A 17,347-nucleotide genomic window follows, 5' to 3' on the forward strand; every position below is an offset into this window, starting at 1 on the left:
CTTTATAGGGGCATTCCCACCGCCCCTCTGCTCAATGAGGAGGACTAATATGAAAATACAAAAGGCTGAAATTGCTTTAGGGATATTTTCAATAATTGCCTCGGTATGGTTTATCTTAAGTTCCCGAAAATTTCCGGAATCTTTAAACCAGGCTGACGTTGGACCTGCAGCTTTCCCAACTATTATTTCTATTATCATCATTATTTTTTCAGTCACGCTGATTATTAGTTCTTTTTTTAACAAAGATAGTGAGGATAAGGTAGAAATTTTAAGAATTAAAAATGTTATTCTTTCAATTTTACTATTATTACTTTTTGCACTCGGAATTCCTTTTCTTGGATTCTACGTAGCAGCAGCTCTCTTCTTTCCAATCATGCTTTTTTTAGCAAGCGTGACCAACTGGAAATCGATTGTTGCCACTACATTGCTTTTTGAACTTTTAGCTTTTGGTGTGTTTGATCAATTGCTTGGAGTACCTTTACCGTAAGGAGGATATCACATGTTTGAAAATTTATTATCCGGATTTGATCAAGTCTTTCAAATTTATCATCTAATCGGCCTCCTTGCTGGTATTCTAATCGGTTATTTCATTGGTGCTATGCCTGGTTTGACACCAAGCATCGGGATCGCTTTGATCATACCGTTCACCTTTACGATGGAACCAGTCATGGCTATGATTCTGATTGTTTCATTATACATGGCTGCGGAATATGGTGGCGGAATTACAGCCATATTGTTAAATGCACCTGGAACACCAGCAGCGGCTGCTACAGCCTTTGATGGTTTTGAGCTGACCAAAAGAGGTGAAGCCGGGAAAGCATTGACAATCTCTATAGTGGCCTCAGCGATAGGAGCTTTGATCAGCTCCATCTTATTGATTTTCACTGCTGTGCCAATGGCAAGTTTCGCATTGGAATTCGGTCCGACCGAATATTTTGCTCTCGCTATCTTCGGTCTTAGTCTAGTCAGTTCATTAAGCCAAGAGTCCTTATTGAAAGGTATGCTCAGCATGTTGTTAGGATTGCTGATCATTACAATCGGTCTTGACCCTGTAATGGGAACACCACGCTTTGTTTTTTCCAATGGATTGTTTGAAGGGGTACCTTTCTTACCTGCCTTGATCGGTTTATTCGCTCTTTCTGAAGTCTTTTATATGCTTGAAAATGTAAAAGAAAAGCCGCCAAAAGAAGAAAAATTGAAAGGTATCGGAGCACCATTGAGCCTTTTTAAAAAGATGTGGCTGACACTTCTAAGGGCACCTATTTTGGGTTATGTAATCGGTGTAATTCCAGGGGCAGGTACTACCATCGCTTCTCTTGTAAGTTATAATGAAGCGAAAAGAGTATCAAAGCAAAAAGAAACATTTGGCAAGGGAAACCCTGAAGGAATTGCAGCATCTGAAGGTGCCAACAACGCGGCAGTTTCCGGAGCCTTCGCACCATTATTAGCCCTCGGTATACCCGGGTCTGCAAGTGCAGCAATCATCATTGGAGCCTTAACGATACAAGGTGTCCAACCAGGACCATTGTTGTTTACAGAAAATCCCGAAATCCCCTATTCCATCTTTGCTGCATTATTGGTCGGCGTTCCGATTATGGCGATTGTAGGGCTTAGTGGCGTTCGTCTATGGGCAAAAGTCGTGTTGATCCCTAGAAGCATACTTGCTGTTTTTGTTTCAGGTATATGTGTGCTAGGTGCTTATTCCTATAGTAATTCAATGTTTCCTGTTTGGGTTATGATCATTTTCGGTATATTTGGTTATTTGTTGAGAAAAACCAATGTTCCTACAACCCCGATGGTTTTAGCACTTGTATTAGGTGCAATGATGGAAACAAACTTCCGAAGAGCGATCACTGTCAGTGGCGGAGATTATACATTCTTCTTCCACCGTCCGATAACTCTTGTTTTGTTGATTCTATCAATAGGGACTCTCCTATTACCGATTATCCAACGATTTAGGAAATCGAGAGCATAATAATGATTAGACATGATTGACGATGAGGTGGTTTTGCAATGAAAACTGAGAAAGACATTAAGACAGATAAAGTCTTCCGTTACGTATTCGACAGTATAAAAAATGGAGAATTCACGACAGGCCAGATGTTGACAGAAAGCGGGATCGTAAAAAAGCTCGGAGTAAGTCGGACTCCAGTACGGGAAGCATTGAGACGACTGGAAAAGTACGGGTTGGTAGAATCTGAACCACATAAAGGCGTCAAGGTAATCTCCATTACAAAAGAAAGAATTACAGATTTATATCAGGTGCGGGAAGTATTGGAAGGCTTAGGTGCCAAATTGATCGCGATGAATCGAAATCATGAACAGGTCGGAAAGCTTCATGCCATTTTATCCCAAGCAAAGAAGGCTGTAGAAGACGATGATATTGAAACTTTATCAAGCATTAACAGTTCGTTTCATCTCGAAATTGCCAAGGCGTCACACAATACTTATTTAGTCAATATTTTCGAAACTTTGCAATCGCATATCCAATTGGTTATGTTGACCTCATTGTCAAATAAAGATCGTCCAAAGGAAAATTTGAAAGAACATAAAATGATCGTGGAAGCGATAGAGAGCTGGGATCCTGAATTGGCCGAAGCCATTATTAAAGGTCATGTCAGAAGGGCGTATCGTGCCGCGTTGAAAAAATTAAATCTTGATGAATAAATAGATATACATTTGGATAGGAGAGATTCAATATGACAACAAAAGAATTAGTACAAAATGTTTTAGCGACCCAATACAATAATATTCCTGATGAGGTGCTAACTCACGCGAAGAAAAGTATCCAAAACTGGATGGGCGTTGCAATCGGCGCAGCTTACCATCCTTCCGTCGATATGGTATTGGGATTGAAAAAAGATTTACAATCTGGAGAACAGGTTTCTGTACTAGGCCGCCCAGAAAAGGTCGATTTGTTGCTTGGTTCTTTAACCAACGGCATGACCTCGCATATTTTTGACTTTGACGATACCCATCTGGATACGATCCATCACCCAAGCGGTCCAGTAGCACCTGTGGTATTTGCACTAGGAGAACATTATGACATCGATCCGAAAGAACTTTTACGAGCATTCGTATTAGGGTGTGAAGTAGAATTAAGAATCAGTAATGCCGTATATCCTAGTCATTATGATTTAGGTTGGCATATAACAAGCTCCGTAGGCGTTTTTGGGGCAGCAGTTGCGGCTGGAGTCTTACTAGATTTTGATGAAGAGCAAATGCTGCATGCACTTGGACTTGCCGGTACACAGTCAAGCGGCCTACGTGAAATGTTCGGAACAATGACTAAGCCATTCCATCCTGGTAAAGCTGCACAAAATGGTCTATTGGCCGCTCTGTTGGCAAAGAAAGGATTCACTAGCTCTAAGCAAGTTTTGGAAGCTAAAAGAGGATTTGCATCTGTCTTAGCTCCTGAACACAACCTTGAGCGAGTCAATGAAAATTGGGGAGCGCAATGGGAGCTGCTTAAAAATGCCTTTAAACCTTATGCCTGCGGGATTGTGTTACACCCATCCATCGATGCATGTATAAAATTAAGAGAACATGCCCAACCAGAAGAAGTGAAAGAAATTCAAGTTACAGTAAATCCTTACGTTCTCGAATTGACAGGGAAAGTTAAGCCGAAAACGGGTTTAGAGGGTAAATTCAGTATTTATCACACAGCAACAGTTAGCTTTTTAGAAGGGGATGCGGGAGAAGACCAGTATCAGGATGATGTGGTTCTACGTCCTGATGTGGTAGAATTCCGCTCAAAGATCAAACCTACGGTAGATCCAAATATGGAAGAAGATAAAGTTAAAGCTAAGATTGTGTTGAATAATGGAAAAGAGTTTTCGGTCACGATCGACCATGCTACTGGAAGTATTGAAAATCCTATGACCCAAGAGCATCTAGACTCGAAGTTTGAGAAGCTCACAAACTCGATCATCGGTAACGAAAATACTTCTAAAGTCATTCAAAATATGAAGAATTTCGAAACCCTCCCTTCCATCAAAAAAGTTATTGAATTATGTACAGGCAACAACGTATTGGTGTAAAAAATCTTCTTACAATAGAACAAGCCAAGCCCTTATGAACTCCTATTCATAGGGGCTTTCTAAGTAAACCGGTACAACCCATTGTTAGAAAGGTTCAGGTAACCTATATGATAAATTCAAGTCTAAGAGATTGCTTGAAATGGCTGTTTGTCATCCTTGGCTTCGTATTTGTAATCTTGTCATCTCAAATCCCTATCCAGGATGATCTTGGGAATGAAGGATGGATTACACTTTCAATAGTATTCTTGTCCATTGTGTTGTGGTACACAGAAGTTATTGATGCAGCTGTTACAAGTTTACTCGTTATCGTGCTATTTCCTTTATTCCATGTCATTTCATTTGAAGAAGCGGCAATGGGGTTAGGAAATGAAGTGATCTGGTTATTACTCGCTATGCTTATCATGGCTACTGCAGTTAAACGGACTAACTTAGATAAACGATTGGCTTTTTTCATGCTTTCCCTTTCAAAAGGAAAAGTGATCTTCATACTTTTTCATTATATTTTAATGGGCTTTCTATTAACATTTATTATCCCTAATGCAATCGGTAGATTAGCTGTTTTACTGCCTATTGCGATCAGTTTAGTTAAAGCTTTTGAAAATCAATTGGACAAAAACTTTTCAAAGTCATTAATTTTGATAGTTACATTCGTGCCTTATATCAGCACGACGAGCATTCTGACCGGTGCAGGCGGATCCATATACTCGGCCAGTTTATTTGAATCTATGCTCGATTATGAATGGAGTTACCTCCACTGGTTAATTATTATGGCTCCAATCAACATGTTTACACTTCTTATTTTTTGGGCCTTATTACTCTGGCTTTTTCCCATCAAAACAATAAAGCTTGAGGATATGAATGAGTATATTAATCAAGAGATTAAAAAGTTAGGGCCTATGTCCAAACAAGAAATGAAACTAATAGGATTATATAGTTTGCTGATCATGCTTTGGATTACAAAGGAACTACACCAAATTCCATTAGCTATGTCTGCTGTTATGGTATCAGTATTGTTATTTGTGCCAGGAATGAATATTATTTTTTGGAAAGAAGCGAGAAAGGATGTCAATTGGGGAGTGCCTTTATTATTTGCTGCAGGCCTGACAATTGCATTTTCATTGAAAGCCAGCGGTGTCATTCAATGGTCAAGCGAAATATTGGAGAGTAATCTACTTCATCTAGCACCTGTTACCCTTCCTTTAATGATGATGATTTTGTTTGTACTGATCCGGATCGTGTTCACGAATTTCACAGCTGCTGCAGCTTCATTAATGCCTGTTGCCCTTACAGTAGCCATCGGAAGTCCCTTTAATCCAGTCTGGCTGGGAATGATTTGTGTAGTAGCAAGTAGTACATCTTACCTCTTCCCTTCCCAATCCGCTGGGAATATGACAACCTACTCATTAGGCTATTACAGTGGTCGCGATATGCTTATACTAGGACTTACACTGACCCTCGTCATTATGGCAATGACACTTTTAGCAGCCTTCACTTACTGGCCATATTTAGGAATTCCAAAGATATAATAGGTGCCTGGTACTTTTTACGAACGTAGATATACCAAGGGTTTTGAAAGTGTACCTGGGACCGATCGGGAAGCCTTGTACTGCAACGGTTTCAGTTCGGTGCCTGGTACAGTGAAGTAGGCACAGATCTAGAGCAACTCGTCGAAACCGCCAAATGGATGGAACAGAACATTGGCCGCTCCCTCGACGGCATGCTCATGAAAGCAGGAATAGCGTAATAAAACCATTGATCAAGCGTATTTGTTTTATAGGAGTAAAGATGATGATAAATAAAGTGCCAGACTCCGAAGCGATTCGGTGCCTGGCACTTTTTGTGAATGCAGATGTATCAAGGGGTTTGAAAGTGTACCTGGCACCGATTCAAAGCCCTTGTCCCGCTTGGGTTTCTTTTTGGTGCCTGGCACCGATGATGAACACAGATAAAAATGATGCTGAAAATTCTCTATTTTTATTGTGCTCACCTTCCCTTTATGGCCAAGAAAAATGGATTAAAACAGTCTAGGTTTGTTTAATTCTTTCGCCCTATTGTTGAAATGGTGTTTCATTCAATAATGACTTGTTAATAATAGAGAAGGAAATGGTACCTTCCAAAGGAGGGGAAAAAAGATGTTAGAAAACGGAAAAATTTCGGTTCGACAATTTATGGTACTTGTAATTTTATTTACTGTCGGTACCTCTGTCTTACTTGCACCATCATTACTTGTTACTGAAGCGAAACAAGATGCTTGGATAGCTGGTATCCTTGGAGTGGGTGTAGGTTTATTATCGGTATGGTTATACAATGCTTTAGGGAACCTCTTTCCTAATAAGACCTTGGTTGAATATAGTGAAGTAATTCTTGGAAAATGGATAGGGAAAGCGATAGCTCTTTTATTTTTTAGTTTTACTTTTACCCTTGCTGCTCTCGTCTTGAGGAATTTAGGGGATTTCTTGACAACTAAAATTATGCCGGAAACACCGATCGGATCCCTTCATATTATTTTTTTATTTCTTGTTATTATGGGAGCTCGTTTGGGACTTGAAGTCTTAGCACGTTCTGCAGAAATTTTATTCCCATGGTTTATCATCCTTTTTCTTTTGCTTGTTTTTTTTCTTTTTCCCGAAATCAAGTTTGAAAATTTTCAGCCTATCTTGGAGGTAGGAGTAAAACCCTTACTGCGGTCAGCGATTCCGTTTATTGAGTTTCCTTTTTTAGAACTTGTTATTTTTTTAATGATTTTCCCCTATGTTAATCGGACAAAAGATGCTGGCAAAGCTTTTTTAACGGGAACTTCGGTTGGAGGAATCATGTTAATCATATTAACGGTATTGGCTATTTTGGTAATAGGTGTAGATCTAATCTCGCTGGAGCTGTATCCAACCTATGAACTAGCCAAAAAAATAAATATTGGCGACTTTTTACAACGAATCGAAGCCATTGTAGCTGTACTGTGGTTTATTTCAATCTATTTTAAGCTGACGATTTGTTTTTATACATCCGTTTTAGCCCTTGCTCAAACATTCAAACTAAAAGATTATCGACCACTCACTTTGCCATTAGGAATGATCCTGATTGTCTATTCTCTTATAGTGAGTCCAAATATAGTCTATAACATTACATTTACCCCAAAAGTAATGATACCTTATGGTTTAATAGTTGGCCTTTTTCTGCCTTTATTGTTGTTGGGAGTAGCTTCATTTCGAAAAAAACGTCAATCTAAAACTTAAAGTGTACAGTTGATCGACGATAAGGGAAACCGTGTTTTTACTGATATTCAATCCTTTTGAAATTTCTAATCTTGAACACATCTTATTTTTTCTTAAATATTCGAGGACTTTTTTCTGGTTTCTCTCTTAATATTGCTGTTCCTTTGATTGACATCTCAATAACTCTACTTACAACTTTTTGATCTTCCCTTTGAACTGATCAATGAATCGGGCGTTCCATTCATCTCCACCAGTTGCATTTCCACTCATCCAGATAGGCGGCTTTATCCCTTCTTCAACCAGCATATTTATTGCTTCCGTAGCCATTGCATTCAAAAGAAATGAGTTTGCGAATGTAGAAACAGCTGCAACTTTTTGTTCTAACCCCTCTATATCGATGATGGCATCTCCCACACCGACCTTACTGTCCAATACGACATCGACTAAGTCATGTAGGTTTTTCTTAGAAGGATGGCGGGCAGGATGATCACCCGGTGTATTGATGGCGTGCTCCACAGATGTCACTCCAATCGTTTTCACTCCTAACTTCTCAGCCTCCAGAGCGGCATCAATGACAGCGGAATTGATTCCATAGGCATTGATGATAATTAATAAATCATCTTTTTTTAAGTTATAATCATTGATTACAATCTTTCCATATCCCGGTGTCCTTTCTATTGACATGGATCGTAACGCACCGCTGCTCAATAGTGTACCTTCGTCCAATATTGCACTGATGTGCATCAACCCTCCTGCCCGGAAAAACAATTCTTGTGACCCTAGATTCGAATGCCCACCCGGGCCATAGGCAAATACTAATTTGTCTTTTTTTATTTGAGAAGCGATCAATTCTGCAGCTTTATGAATATTGGCCAACTCTTCGTCATGTAACCGATTCAGATGCTCCGTGACTTTAGATAGATATTGTCCTGTTAATGTAGATGTCATTTTTCCACTCCTGATTGGTTTTTTATTGAAACACACTTTCCCCTCTTATAAGTTTCAAGTAATTCAATTCCAGAACTTTTAGTATAGTTAAATAAAATAAAATCAGCGTATGAATCGACTTCGAGTTTATAACCAGATAATCTGAGCCATTCAGCAGGATTTACCGTTGCCATGTCAATCACATCAGCAAGTTCACATAGGCCCTGTTTCAGAAGATGGTTGATCCCCCATATCTGAGATTGGGCTGACCCTGCCAGGAGGTCTGGATTACTGGCCATATGAAGTTTCCCTTTTTTAGTCAAAACAACTTTTCCACCGATGTGCATGTTGTACTCTCCAGGCTCCATTCCCCCTAGCGAAACACTGTCACTTACTACGATTGCGCGTTTCCCTTTCATTCTTATAATCGTTTTCAGAACAGCATCGGGCAAATGAAACCCATCCGCGATAAAAGTCGCCGCTAATCCATCATTCGCAAGCTGTTCCCAAATATAATTGGGATGGCGGGGTAGCATCAAATGAGCACCATTTCCAAGATGGGTTGATAATTTAGCACCAGCTGAAATAGCAGCCCTGATTTGTGCTGGCGTTGCTGAAGTATGACCTATCGAGACGATGATTCCGTTCTCGGTACATGTTTTGATGAAGACCTCGGAATCATCCCACTCTGGTGAAATAGTCAAAAGTTTCAACCTGCCGCCTGAAGCTTTTTGCCATTTACTTACTAGTGACCAATCCGGAGGACTGACAAACTTAGCATCATGTGCTCCTCTTGGCCCATCTTCTGGTGAAATGAAGGGGCCTTCCAAATGAACTCCTGCAATGGAATCATCCATGTATGGGAAACGTGTACACACCTGTTTTATCGTTTCCATCGCTTCTTCAATTTTCTCAGGACTGTTTGTGATGATTGTTGGAAAGTAGGAGGTGACCCCTTCTTTCCATAACTCCCTGGTTATTTTCAAAATATCAGATTCTTTGAGCGGGAGAGTGTTGAAATCTACTCCTTTATAACCGTTGATTTGTAAATCAATCAGTCCAGGGGCGATATATGGTAAAGTTTCATTGTTGGATCTTTGGATTGTGGTCAATTTAGTAAACTTTCCGTCCCGACAGTCAATTTCCAGTCGTTCACCTGTACTATAATGGATGGCTTTTAATTTACTCATTCCTAGTGATTTCCTCCGCAGGACTCCTTATCTAAATATAATGTACAGTTAGGATGATTTCTCAATATAGTAGCTGGCCAATTTGTCGTAATAGGTCCATCCAATACATGTCGGACTGCACTAGCTTTCGTTTTACCTGGAACGACACAATACAAGAATTCTCCTGAAAGTAAGGCCGGTATGGTAAGTGTGATCGCTTTTTCGGGAACCTCTTCAATACTACTAAAACAACCGTCATTTACTTGTTGCTGCCTGCAAGCTTCGTCCAGGGTGACTGTCTTGACCGTCTCTTCATCTTCAAAATTTGCCACCGGGGGATCATTAAAAGCGAGATGACCATTTTCCCCGATTCCCAAACAAACGATATCAATCGGCTTTTCATTAAATAGAGATGCGTATCGTCTACATTCATGTTCACTTTCACTATTTCCATTTATCAAATGGACTTCTTTTGGTTTTACCAGATCAAATAACTTCGATAACAAGAAATTTCTGAAGGTTTGGGGAGCATTTTCCGCTAATCCGATATATTCGTCCATGTGGAATGCTACGATCCTTGCCCAATCAATGCCCTTATCTTGTACCAGGTACTGCAACACCTCATTTTGGGAAGGTGCAGCTGCAAATACCATTCTTATTTCATCTTTGTCTTGTAAAAGTTCTTTGATTTTTCGAGCAATTTGTTGCCCTGCATAATCACCAAGCGATTTTCTATCATTAAACGTTTTTACTGCCAAATGATCGACTTTATCGACTTGCACCGGAGAAACTGACATTCTAACAATCTCCTTTCATTATCAGTTCACGAATACCCTGTTGGATATTTTCTTCAATTGATATCGAAAAGTGGGAAGGCACACCAAAAAAGTAAATCCATTCTTTTGACTCGTAACCTCCCTCAATGATTTGTTGTGATGTTGGAATATAACCGATCATTCCATTACTGTATGGTAATGGGAGTACCTTATTTGGAAACTCTTTTTTTATGAATCGGCTATATTCGACTACCATTTCTGCATTCATTGCCAGAAAGGATAGATCATCACCGAACTCTACCAGCATTAATTCAAGAGTAGCCTCGGAACTTAACCTGTTTCGGTTTTCTAATAGGAAGGTTTTCCACACGACATGTTCATCCTTGGTCAAGGACTCTTCCAAACTCTGTAATTCATTTATGGACGGGACTTTCTCATATTTTAATGGGACTGATCTCTTTTGTATTTGCATATATTCGACATTTAATGGTTCCAACTTTTTTTCACTTATAGCCTTTATGACTTGGTCAGCTAATTGCTGTCCTAATCGCTGAACATCAGTCTGGTTTCCTCTATAAAATTCATTCTTTTCTTTATCAATCATCGCAGGTCTTATATCACCACAACAGCCTTGAAAGTAACCTGCTACCACTTTCTCACCGAGTACTCTCTCTATTTCTTCCGTAGCGACTCCCGGAAATTCTGAAGATATATAGTTGTCCCCAGTAATTGTAGGGTGGCAGGTGTAGTGGACCATTACCCCTTTAACGTTGCCATTGGAATTTTCCGCTACTAATATTGTTACATCAGAATCGAGTGGTCCATCTTCATTCGGTGCCATTCTAACCTTGGTTCCTGATAGTAAACGACGATTGATCCCAATATTGCAAGTAGTGAAGCCCCTTGATAAGGTTACAGGTTCGAGGTTTTGAACCGCTGATTTAATAGCCACTAGAACCTGAGTATTCAAGTTTTCAAGATAACAAGGATCCGGAACTCCTAAAAAACGTGTGAAAGTATTGCTGGTCTGTGGACCAGAATGATTATGGGTAGCATGAAAAATGATTATAAAATCTGAAGTCAATTCCTTTTTGATTTGTTGTTCAATTTGTTTACAATGTTCATCCTCCCACCAAATCAAATCAGCAGTTATCATGATGGTAATATCCTTTTTGGAACGAGCCCTTTCTTTTTCAAAATAAAACGCTCTTAAATACAATGGTTTCTTTATTCCAGAATAGGGCCCTTTTCGATGGGCAAAGCCCGCCAATTCAATAGGGACCGAAGGAGTTATATCGATTTTTGACGTTCCCAGATTTAGTGTCACGCCAATCTACCTTTCTTTTTTTAATGGATCTGTTAAAGTTCATTGTACACCGGTAAGACATGCTAAAAAACGGGAATCGACCACCACACATAAAGGCTGAAACCATGTGTATATGTAAGACCTGCATAAGCAACAAAACACTGCACCACTATAGCCTGAGACATGACGGGAAATCCCTGAAAGCCACCCAGGCATCTTTCCTCCCGCTACAAAAAAATCTTTGAACCTTTGACTTTTCCAAAAGACTAAAAACCGATCACAATCTCAAGAAGAACGCAATTAATACAATCCAATGAAGTGAATGCATAATGCTCCTCCTAATGATCATTAATTGGTCCTAGTCTATTACTATTTAATTTAAAAAAGATGTTTGAAAGTCAATCATTTTCTGAATAGTCCGCATTCAATTGGTTTTCATGTATAACTTTTAACCCAGCTCCAATCATCCCGTTGTCAGCCAATGTACTTGCAAACATCTTTTCTGAGCTGAGGTTTTGTTCAGGAATTGCCATGTTTGATAATTTTTCTTTCAAAATTTCGAGGAGGAATGGATTGTTTGTAATGACACTTCCCCCGAATACAATCTTATGTGGATCGATTAAGCAAATGATCGTGTAAACACCTTTGGCCATTTTTATCATTATAGGTTCCATCATGCCTACTACCGTTTCATTTCCCCTTTTATATTCTGAGATTATTTCTTTAGTAGTCAGTTTTCGGCTCAACTTTTGACTGTAAATCGAACTAATAGAAGGACCGCTGACCTGAGCCTCCAAGCGCTGGTTATCACTTTCTTGAAAAATCAAGCCGATTTCTCCAGCAAAACCCCTCCCCTTGAAAGGTCTCCCTTCATGTATAATACTGCTTGAAACACCTGTACTCCATGTGAAATAAACGAATGTATCATTCATGTTTTTTCCTTCAATCACCCATTCTCCGTAAGCAGCCATGGCAACATCGTTACCCATTATCATTTTGCAAGGAAAGATTGTTTGAAGTCTTTCGATCAAAGGGAAATTCCTCCATGGGAGGTTATTTTGAAAGATTGCAATCCCTTTTTGTGCATCGATTTTTCCCGGAACACCCACTCCTATCCCGACTATACGATCATTTTCATACCCTGACTCCTTTATGACGTCTTTAATACAATCGACCACTTGAAGGAACATAGCCTCACTATCATATGCAATACTAGGGTACACTTTCTTGAATGAACAATTCCCATTTTCATCTACCAGGGAGGCTGCGATTTTTGTTCCTCCGATATCCAAACCAATCGCATACATAAGATCCGCTCCTAGTTCGGTAAAGTTATTTTCACAACCTGATTCAAATTACGCGGCTTATCAGGATCCAGGTTTAAAGCTACAGCCCGATAGAAGGCCAACATTTGGAGATATGGCATAACAGAGATCGCTGAAATATGCTCCATTCCATCTGATCGTAAAATGATATTTTCGTCACTTTCATCTACTGGCGTATTTCCGATCGTCAGCGTATATCCCCCGAATGATTGAATATCCCTGATGATCCCTGTATCAAGCTCTTTGGTTTTTTCGGAGGAAAGGACGATGGCAATTGTCTTCTCATCCACAATTGATATTGGACCGTGACGGAATTCGAGGCTTGAATATGCTTCACATTCGGTTTGTGTCATTTCCTTCATCTTCAGACATGCTTCTTCAGCAAGTCCATATGATACACCTGTTCCTAAATAAATGAATCTAGTGAATGAAAGGTTGTTCCCGATCTCTTTCACTTTGTTTGAACCCTTGCATGCTTCCTTCAGTAAGGTCGGAAGATTATCTAATTCCCTTTGTACTTCCGCTTCACTACATATCTGCCCAGCGTATAATTGGATTGCATAAAGCATATTCGTGAATGTCTGTGTCATGACGATACTTTTTTCATTGATATGATCAAGGACTATACTTTCTTGAGCAATACTGATCATTTCTGTATTTTTATTACACGTAATCGCTAGTATTGATACATTGATGTAACGATCAAGCACTTTTAATGCTTTAATAATTTCTGAAGTCGTGCCCGATCGAGAAAAGGCAATGATTTTATAGTTTATTTTGTCTGACATTATTTGTTGAGGATGAATGAATAATTCAGACGCTGGTACTGCTTGGGACGGGATACCCGTAGTTTCCTGATAAAACCGGGCTGCTGAAATGGCAAGATAATACGAAGTGCCGCATCCTGTGAATATCGCATGTTCAATTGATGAGTCTTTATCAGGCTTTTGTAAGGAAAAGACCCTTTCCCTGGTTTTCTCCATACTTTCGCCCTGGCTCATTATTTCACTATAGGTGTAAGAGGAATTCAATCTCGTTCACTCCTTTTTTAAAATGATTCCTTGCTTGTACTGATCAATCTTTTCAATATCGACCTTACCTGCTTGCTTCTCCATTGCATTTGAAACAGCAGCTGCGGTAGCATTGATCAGGCATTCTTCATAGGTTAGGTGATTATAGAAACCGACTGCCAAAGCCCCCACTAATGTATCTCCACATCCAACTGTATTGACAGCCTTTACAACAGGAGGGTTTATCGTCCATGTTGTGCATCGATCCGAACGATCATTCCTTCTGCTCCGTATGATATGAGCGATGCCGTAATACCTGAATGATGCCAACTCTCTATGATTTTCCATACTTCCTCTTTGGTCAATTTTTTTTGGCCATATATTTCTTGAACCTCATCAATATTAGGTTTTACCATAAAAGGCTTGGCAGCCAGCGCAAATTCAAGAGCTTTTCCACTCGTATCCACAATGGCCTTAGCGCCATGATGCTGTACTAAATCAATCAATTCTCCATATGCATATTGGGGAACGCCTGCCGGTAGGCTGCCGGAAAAGATGACAAACTTGCTTTTTTTCGATAGTTCCTCTAAGTGTCGTTTGAAAATCCCAAGCTCTTTTTCCGAGACTTCAGGACCTTGTTCAAGTATTTCAGTTTGATGTGAGTGTTGGTCGATTATATTAAGGCAAAGACGGGATTCCCCAGAAACAGGTTGAAAATCATGAGGTATCGAATAGGAATCCAGAAGGTGGCAAATCGTCCTTCCGTTATTCCCACCAATCATACCGGTTACCATGACTGGGGCTTTTAATGTTTTAATGACTTTTGCGACATTGATCCCTTTTCCTCCCGGCTCTTTGTACATGGAATCTACACGATGTATTTGGTTTGATTGAAATGCTGGAATGTAATAAGTGATGTCAATCGCCGGATTAAGTGTAACTGTTGTAATCATATGAATTATGACCCTCTTAAACGACCGATTGCGGTGAACTCTGAAGCGTAGAAATTTTACTTTTAACAATTCTTTTTACTGACTCTCTTGCAGATACGAAATATTTTCTTGGATCTTCCTCACCTGAATGGTAAGAGAGATAATTTCTTAATTCATGTACAAATGATTTTTTGAGTTCAGTTGAGAAATTCACTTTACTTACACCGAGTTGAACCGCTTTTTGTAAATGTTCTTTCGAAAGACCAGAAGCTCCGTGCATCACCAACGGTAATCTTACAAGATCTGATATTGCTTTTAATCTTGAAAAATCCAACTTTGGCTCCGATTTATAAATACCATGTGCTGTGCCGAATGCTGGAGCCAAAAAATCTATACCTGTCCTGATGACGAATTCCTCCGCAATATCTGGATCTGTGAATTGTACATCTGCCATATCAACATCAAGTCCATCTTCCACTCCACCTATCGTCCCAAGTTCCGCTTCCACTGGAACACCTACATCGTGGCATACCTCTACAACTTTCTTGGTAAGCGTTATATTTTCTTCATAACCAAGACTAGACCCATCAACCATGATCGAAGTGTACCCGTTCCTAAGACACTGATTGACACACCGGAAGCTATCTCCGTGGTCCAGATGAAGACTTACAGGGATCCGGACTTGTTCTGCAGCTTCTTTTACCATACTGGCCGCAAAACCGATCCCTAAATAGTTGATTGTACCTGGGGTCGTTTGGATGATTACTGGTGAGTCCAACTCTTCTGCCGCGGAAACGATTGCTTTTATCATTTCTAAATTGTGACCCGCAAAAGCCCCTATTGCATAATGATGATCATAGGCATCCTTTAAAATTTCTTTACTGCTTACCAGTGGCATATCCGCACCTCCTGCTTAATATTCGATTGTTCGGATTGAAAGTTTCCTGAAAGTCCTATGAGCATTAATCGTAACAATCAAACTTATCAAACTTCCTGCCATGAACAAGATAAGACCAGGAAAAACGAGAAAGAAGAATGCTAAGAGCAAAACACTCCCGATCATGATTATCGTGTCTAAAGGATAGGAAAGAAAAATCAAAATCGATTGTTTGAAGTACTGAAGAAAAGGCAGTTCCATATGTACATAAAGGGCGAGAAGAAACAGGGCGATGACAAAACAAAATAGACAAACCATGATGATCAGACAAAATGAGTAAAAAGCCAATCCTCCTTCAAAGGATTGAATGAACAAAAGATCCAGGTACAGTGCTGTAGTGGTCAAAAATAGGATGAGACCGATCAGATTCGCCTTCCAGAATTCTTTTTTGAAGGTAGATATGAATGCTTTAAAGAAATTGATTTGCTCCGTTTTCTGCACCCACATCCTGGTTACAGCAAACATTGCTACTGTGGCAGGGAAGAACCCGAATATGATCAGGCCGCCTAAACTGAAAGCCAACCAGAGAAGGTTCAACAGAATCATTTTCATACACCATTCACAAATGTTATAAAATTTATTTATCCCCAATTTTATTTCCAACATCTACCCCTCCGTTTGAAGGATTCAATAGACCGCGTTACCCTTTATCCATGAGGACAAATTTTCCTTTACAAAATCATCATCATTGAGATGAGGATAACTTTCATGAACCCGGTCAATTTCTTCCATCTGACCATGTGAAAGTGACTCGTTTGGATTCATACACCATGTCCCTTGCAGCAATCCTTGCTTTTTAAGAATTTCATGTATCCCTGATAAGCAGCCAGCAAAATGGTTGGCAGGATCAAAAATCGCACTGTTTACATCTGTCAATTCTACGTTGCGTTTGAGGAGCTCATCATAAGAAATTGAAGCATCTTCGCTCCTTTTACGCTTTTTGATATCATCGAGCAATTCTACAGCTTTTTTGGTCCATACCGCCCATTGTCCGAGCAATCCTCCTACAATTTCCTTCTCTACGACCTTATTGTCTATCTTGAATCTATAAGTGGTAAGCAAATCAACGATAATATTATCATCATTTCCAGTGTAAAGAGCGATTTCTTCCCTCCTGCTCGAACTACAGACAGCCCTGACAACATCAAGGGTTTGATAGCGGTTGAAAGGTGCGATTTTGATACCCATTACTCCAGGGATTTCTGCTGCAGATTTCCAAAATTGAAAGCTCAATCTCCTCCCACCAACAGAAGGCTGGAGGTAAAAACCAAAAACAGGGATCACTTGAACGATTGCTTCTAAATGTTCAAGAAGGTCATTTTCACTCCAGTCATCCAGACTTCCCAGGCTTACAAGACCTAAATCATATCCAAGTGATACAGCGAGGGCGGCTTCTTCCAAAGCTTGAGGAGTCGTGCCGCATATACCGGCAATTTTGATAAAAGGCTTCGTTAAGTTCGCTTTGTAAACCTCATCCGCTGCCAATTCAAGGACCTTTTTATACAGACCGTGTGTATTTTCATGAATTTCAAATTGGGTAGTATGAACGCCTACAGCTATTCCCCCGGCTCCGGAAGCGATATAGTATCGGGTGAGCCCCCTTTGGCGATTTTCATCCAGTTGACGGTTCTCATCCAACGCAAGTGGATGTGCCGGGACCACCGCCCCTTCATGCAAAGCCTTATGGATCATTGGTTCCAGTTCATTAGGCAT

At 39.9% G+C, this 17,347-nt stretch carries 18 protein-coding genes and 1 pseudogene; 7 read left to right on the plus strand and 12 right to left on the minus strand.

Annotated features, from left to right (window positions below; all coding sequences use genetic code 11):
* Nucleotides 1-49 precede the first annotated feature (49 nt).
* From L1611_RS17910 to L1611_RS17940, 7 genes are all read left to right on the plus strand, one after another.
* The gene (locus tag L1611_RS17910; RefSeq protein WP_236315085.1) at nt 50-487 is read left to right on the plus strand and encodes a tripartite tricarboxylate transporter TctB family protein; all 438 of its coding nucleotides are present in this window, start codon (nt 50-52) and stop codon (nt 485-487) included.
* A 12-nt stretch (nt 488-499) separates the two neighbouring features.
* A complete protein-coding gene (locus L1611_RS17915) occupies nt 500-1,975 on the plus strand; it encodes a tripartite tricarboxylate transporter permease (RefSeq protein WP_236315086.1) in 1,476 nt (491 codons plus the stop codon).
* A 38-nt stretch (nt 1,976-2,013) separates the two neighbouring features.
* Nucleotides 2,014-2,667: a GntR family transcriptional regulator gene (locus tag L1611_RS17920; protein WP_236315087.1), complete on the plus strand. Its 654-nt coding sequence runs from the start codon at nt 2,014-2,016 to the stop codon at nt 2,665-2,667.
* A gap of 32 nt (nt 2,668-2,699) precedes the next feature.
* Nucleotides 2,700-4,040 carry an MmgE/PrpD family protein gene (locus L1611_RS17925; RefSeq protein WP_236315088.1) on the plus strand — a complete coding sequence of 447 codons (1,341 nt, stop codon included), beginning with the start codon at nt 2,700-2,702 and terminating at the stop codon, nt 4,038-4,040.
* Nucleotides 4,041-4,174: 134 nt separating this feature from the next.
* Entirely contained in the window at nt 4,175-5,566 is a 1,392-nt protein-coding gene (locus L1611_RS17930) for an SLC13 family permease (protein ID WP_236315089.1), read from the plus strand.
* A 262-nt stretch (nt 5,567-5,828) separates the two neighbouring features.
* Nucleotides 5,829-6,068, plus strand: coding sequence for a hypothetical protein (locus L1611_RS17935; protein WP_236315090.1), 240 nt, complete (start codon nt 5,829-5,831; stop codon nt 6,066-6,068).
* Nucleotides 6,069-6,172: 104 nt separating this feature from the next.
* Entirely contained in the window at nt 6,173-7,273 is a 1,101-nt protein-coding gene (locus tag L1611_RS17940; RefSeq protein ID WP_236315091.1) for a GerAB/ArcD/ProY family transporter, read from the plus strand.
* Here the strand turns inward: L1611_RS17940 and L1611_RS20980 are convergent.
* The 12 genes and pseudogenes from L1611_RS20980 to L1611_RS17990 form a co-directional block, all read right to left on the minus strand.
* Nucleotides 7,241-7,384, minus strand: a pseudogene (locus tag L1611_RS20980) (hypothetical protein); the annotation flags it as partial. The gene L1611_RS17940 and the pseudogene L1611_RS20980 sit on opposite strands and share 33 nt — an antisense overlap.
* A 57-nt stretch (nt 7,385-7,441) precedes the next feature.
* Nucleotides 7,442-8,200, minus strand: coding sequence for a sugar isomerase domain-containing protein (locus L1611_RS17945; protein ID WP_236315092.1), 759 nt, complete (start codon nt 8,198-8,200; stop codon nt 7,442-7,444).
* Complete coding sequence (locus L1611_RS17950; protein WP_236315093.1) at nt 8,197-9,369, minus strand: N-acetylglucosamine-6-phosphate deacetylase; 1,173 nt, start codon at nt 9,367-9,369, stop codon at nt 8,197-8,199. Before L1611_RS17950 ends, L1611_RS17945 begins: the two co-directional genes overlap by 4 nt.
* Nucleotides 9,370-9,371: 2 nt before the next feature.
* Nucleotides 9,372-10,145: a glucosamine-6-phosphate deaminase gene (locus tag L1611_RS17955; RefSeq protein WP_236315094.1), complete on the minus strand. Its 774-nt coding sequence runs from the start codon at nt 10,143-10,145 to the stop codon at nt 9,372-9,374.
* Between the two features lies 1 nt (nt 10,146).
* Nucleotides 10,147-11,451, minus strand: a complete 1,305-nt coding sequence (locus L1611_RS17960) for a neutral/alkaline non-lysosomal ceramidase N-terminal domain-containing protein (protein ID WP_236315095.1) — start codon at nt 11,449-11,451, stop codon at nt 10,147-10,149.
* Nucleotides 11,452-11,828: 377 nt separating this feature from the next.
* Nucleotides 11,829-12,737 (minus strand): ROK family protein, encoded by a 909-nt coding sequence (locus tag L1611_RS17965; RefSeq protein WP_236315096.1) that lies wholly within the window; start codon nt 12,735-12,737, stop codon nt 11,829-11,831.
* 11 nt (nt 12,738-12,748) lie between these two features.
* Complete coding sequence (locus tag L1611_RS17970; RefSeq protein ID WP_236315097.1) at nt 12,749-13,786, minus strand: SIS domain-containing protein; 1,038 nt, start codon at nt 13,784-13,786, stop codon at nt 12,749-12,751.
* A 6-nt stretch (nt 13,787-13,792) separates the two neighbouring features.
* On the minus strand, nt 13,793-14,113 hold the full coding sequence (locus L1611_RS20720) for a PfkB family carbohydrate kinase (RefSeq protein WP_265738503.1): 321 nt from the start codon (nt 14,111-14,113) through the stop codon (nt 13,793-13,795).
* Nucleotides 14,008-14,718 carry a 1-phosphofructokinase family hexose kinase gene (locus tag L1611_RS17975; protein WP_265738504.1) on the minus strand — a complete coding sequence of 237 codons (711 nt, stop codon included), beginning with the start codon at nt 14,716-14,718 and terminating at the stop codon, nt 14,008-14,010. Before L1611_RS17975 ends, L1611_RS20720 begins: the two co-directional genes overlap by 106 nt.
* 16 nt (nt 14,719-14,734) lie before the next feature.
* Nucleotides 14,735-15,595 (minus strand): class II fructose-bisphosphate aldolase, encoded by an 861-nt coding sequence (locus L1611_RS17980; RefSeq protein WP_236315098.1) that lies wholly within the window; start codon nt 15,593-15,595, stop codon nt 14,735-14,737.
* A gap of 15 nt (nt 15,596-15,610) precedes the next feature.
* A complete protein-coding gene (locus L1611_RS17985) occupies nt 15,611-16,237 on the minus strand; it encodes a YesL family protein (RefSeq protein ID WP_236315099.1) in 627 nt (208 codons plus the stop codon).
* Nucleotides 16,238-16,261: 24 nt separating this feature from the next.
* Nucleotides 16,262-17,347, minus strand: coding sequence for a dihydrodipicolinate synthase family protein (locus tag L1611_RS17990; RefSeq protein WP_236315100.1), 1,086 nt, complete (start codon nt 17,345-17,347; stop codon nt 16,262-16,264).

Origin of the sequence: Pseudalkalibacillus salsuginis (assembly GCF_021646685.1) — a bacterium.
Lineage (GTDB): Bacteria > Bacillota > Bacilli > Bacillales > Fictibacillaceae > Pseudalkalibacillus > Pseudalkalibacillus salsuginis.

Coding starts and splice junctions, on each gene's coding strand:
- L1611_RS17910 (WP_236315085.1), top strand. CDS start 50: ATGAAAATACAAAAGGCTGAAATTGCTTTAGGGATATTTTCAATAATT.
- L1611_RS17915 (WP_236315086.1), top strand. CDS start 500: ATGTTTGAAAATTTATTATCCGGATTTGATCAAGTCTTTCAAATTTAT.
- L1611_RS17920 (WP_236315087.1), top strand. CDS start 2,014: ATGAAAACTGAGAAAGACATTAAGACAGATAAAGTCTTCCGTTACGTA.
- L1611_RS17925 (WP_236315088.1), top strand. CDS start 2,700: ATGACAACAAAAGAATTAGTACAAAATGTTTTAGCGACCCAATACAAT.
- L1611_RS17935 (WP_236315090.1), top strand. CDS start 5,829: ATGATAAATAAAGTGCCAGACTCCGAAGCGATTCGGTGCCTGGCACTT.
- L1611_RS17940 (WP_236315091.1), top strand. CDS start 6,173: ATGTTAGAAAACGGAAAAATTTCGGTTCGACAATTTATGGTACTTGTA.
- L1611_RS17945 (WP_236315092.1), bottom strand. CDS start 8,200: ATGACATCTACATTAACAGGACAATATCTATCTAAAGTCACGGAGCAT.
- L1611_RS17950 (WP_236315093.1), bottom strand. CDS start 9,369: ATGAGTAAATTAAAAGCCATCCATTATAGTACAGGTGAACGACTGGAA.
- L1611_RS17955 (WP_236315094.1), bottom strand. CDS start 10,145: ATGTCAGTTTCTCCGGTGCAAGTCGATAAAGTCGATCATTTGGCAGTA.
- L1611_RS17965 (WP_236315096.1), bottom strand. CDS start 12,737: ATGTATGCGATTGGTTTGGATATCGGAGGAACAAAAATCGCAGCCTCC.
- L1611_RS20720 (WP_265738503.1), bottom strand. CDS start 14,113: ATGGAAAATCATAGAGAGTTGGCATCATTCAGGTATTACGGCATCGCT.
- L1611_RS17975 (WP_265738504.1), bottom strand. CDS start 14,718: ATGATTACAACAGTTACACTTAATCCGGCGATTGACATCACTTATTAC.
- L1611_RS17980 (WP_236315098.1), bottom strand. CDS start 15,595: ATGCCACTGGTAAGCAGTAAAGAAATTTTAAAGGATGCCTATGATCAT.
- L1611_RS17990 (WP_236315100.1), bottom strand. CDS start 17,347: ATGCCTAATGAACTGGAACCAATGATCCATAAGGCTTTGCATGAAGGG.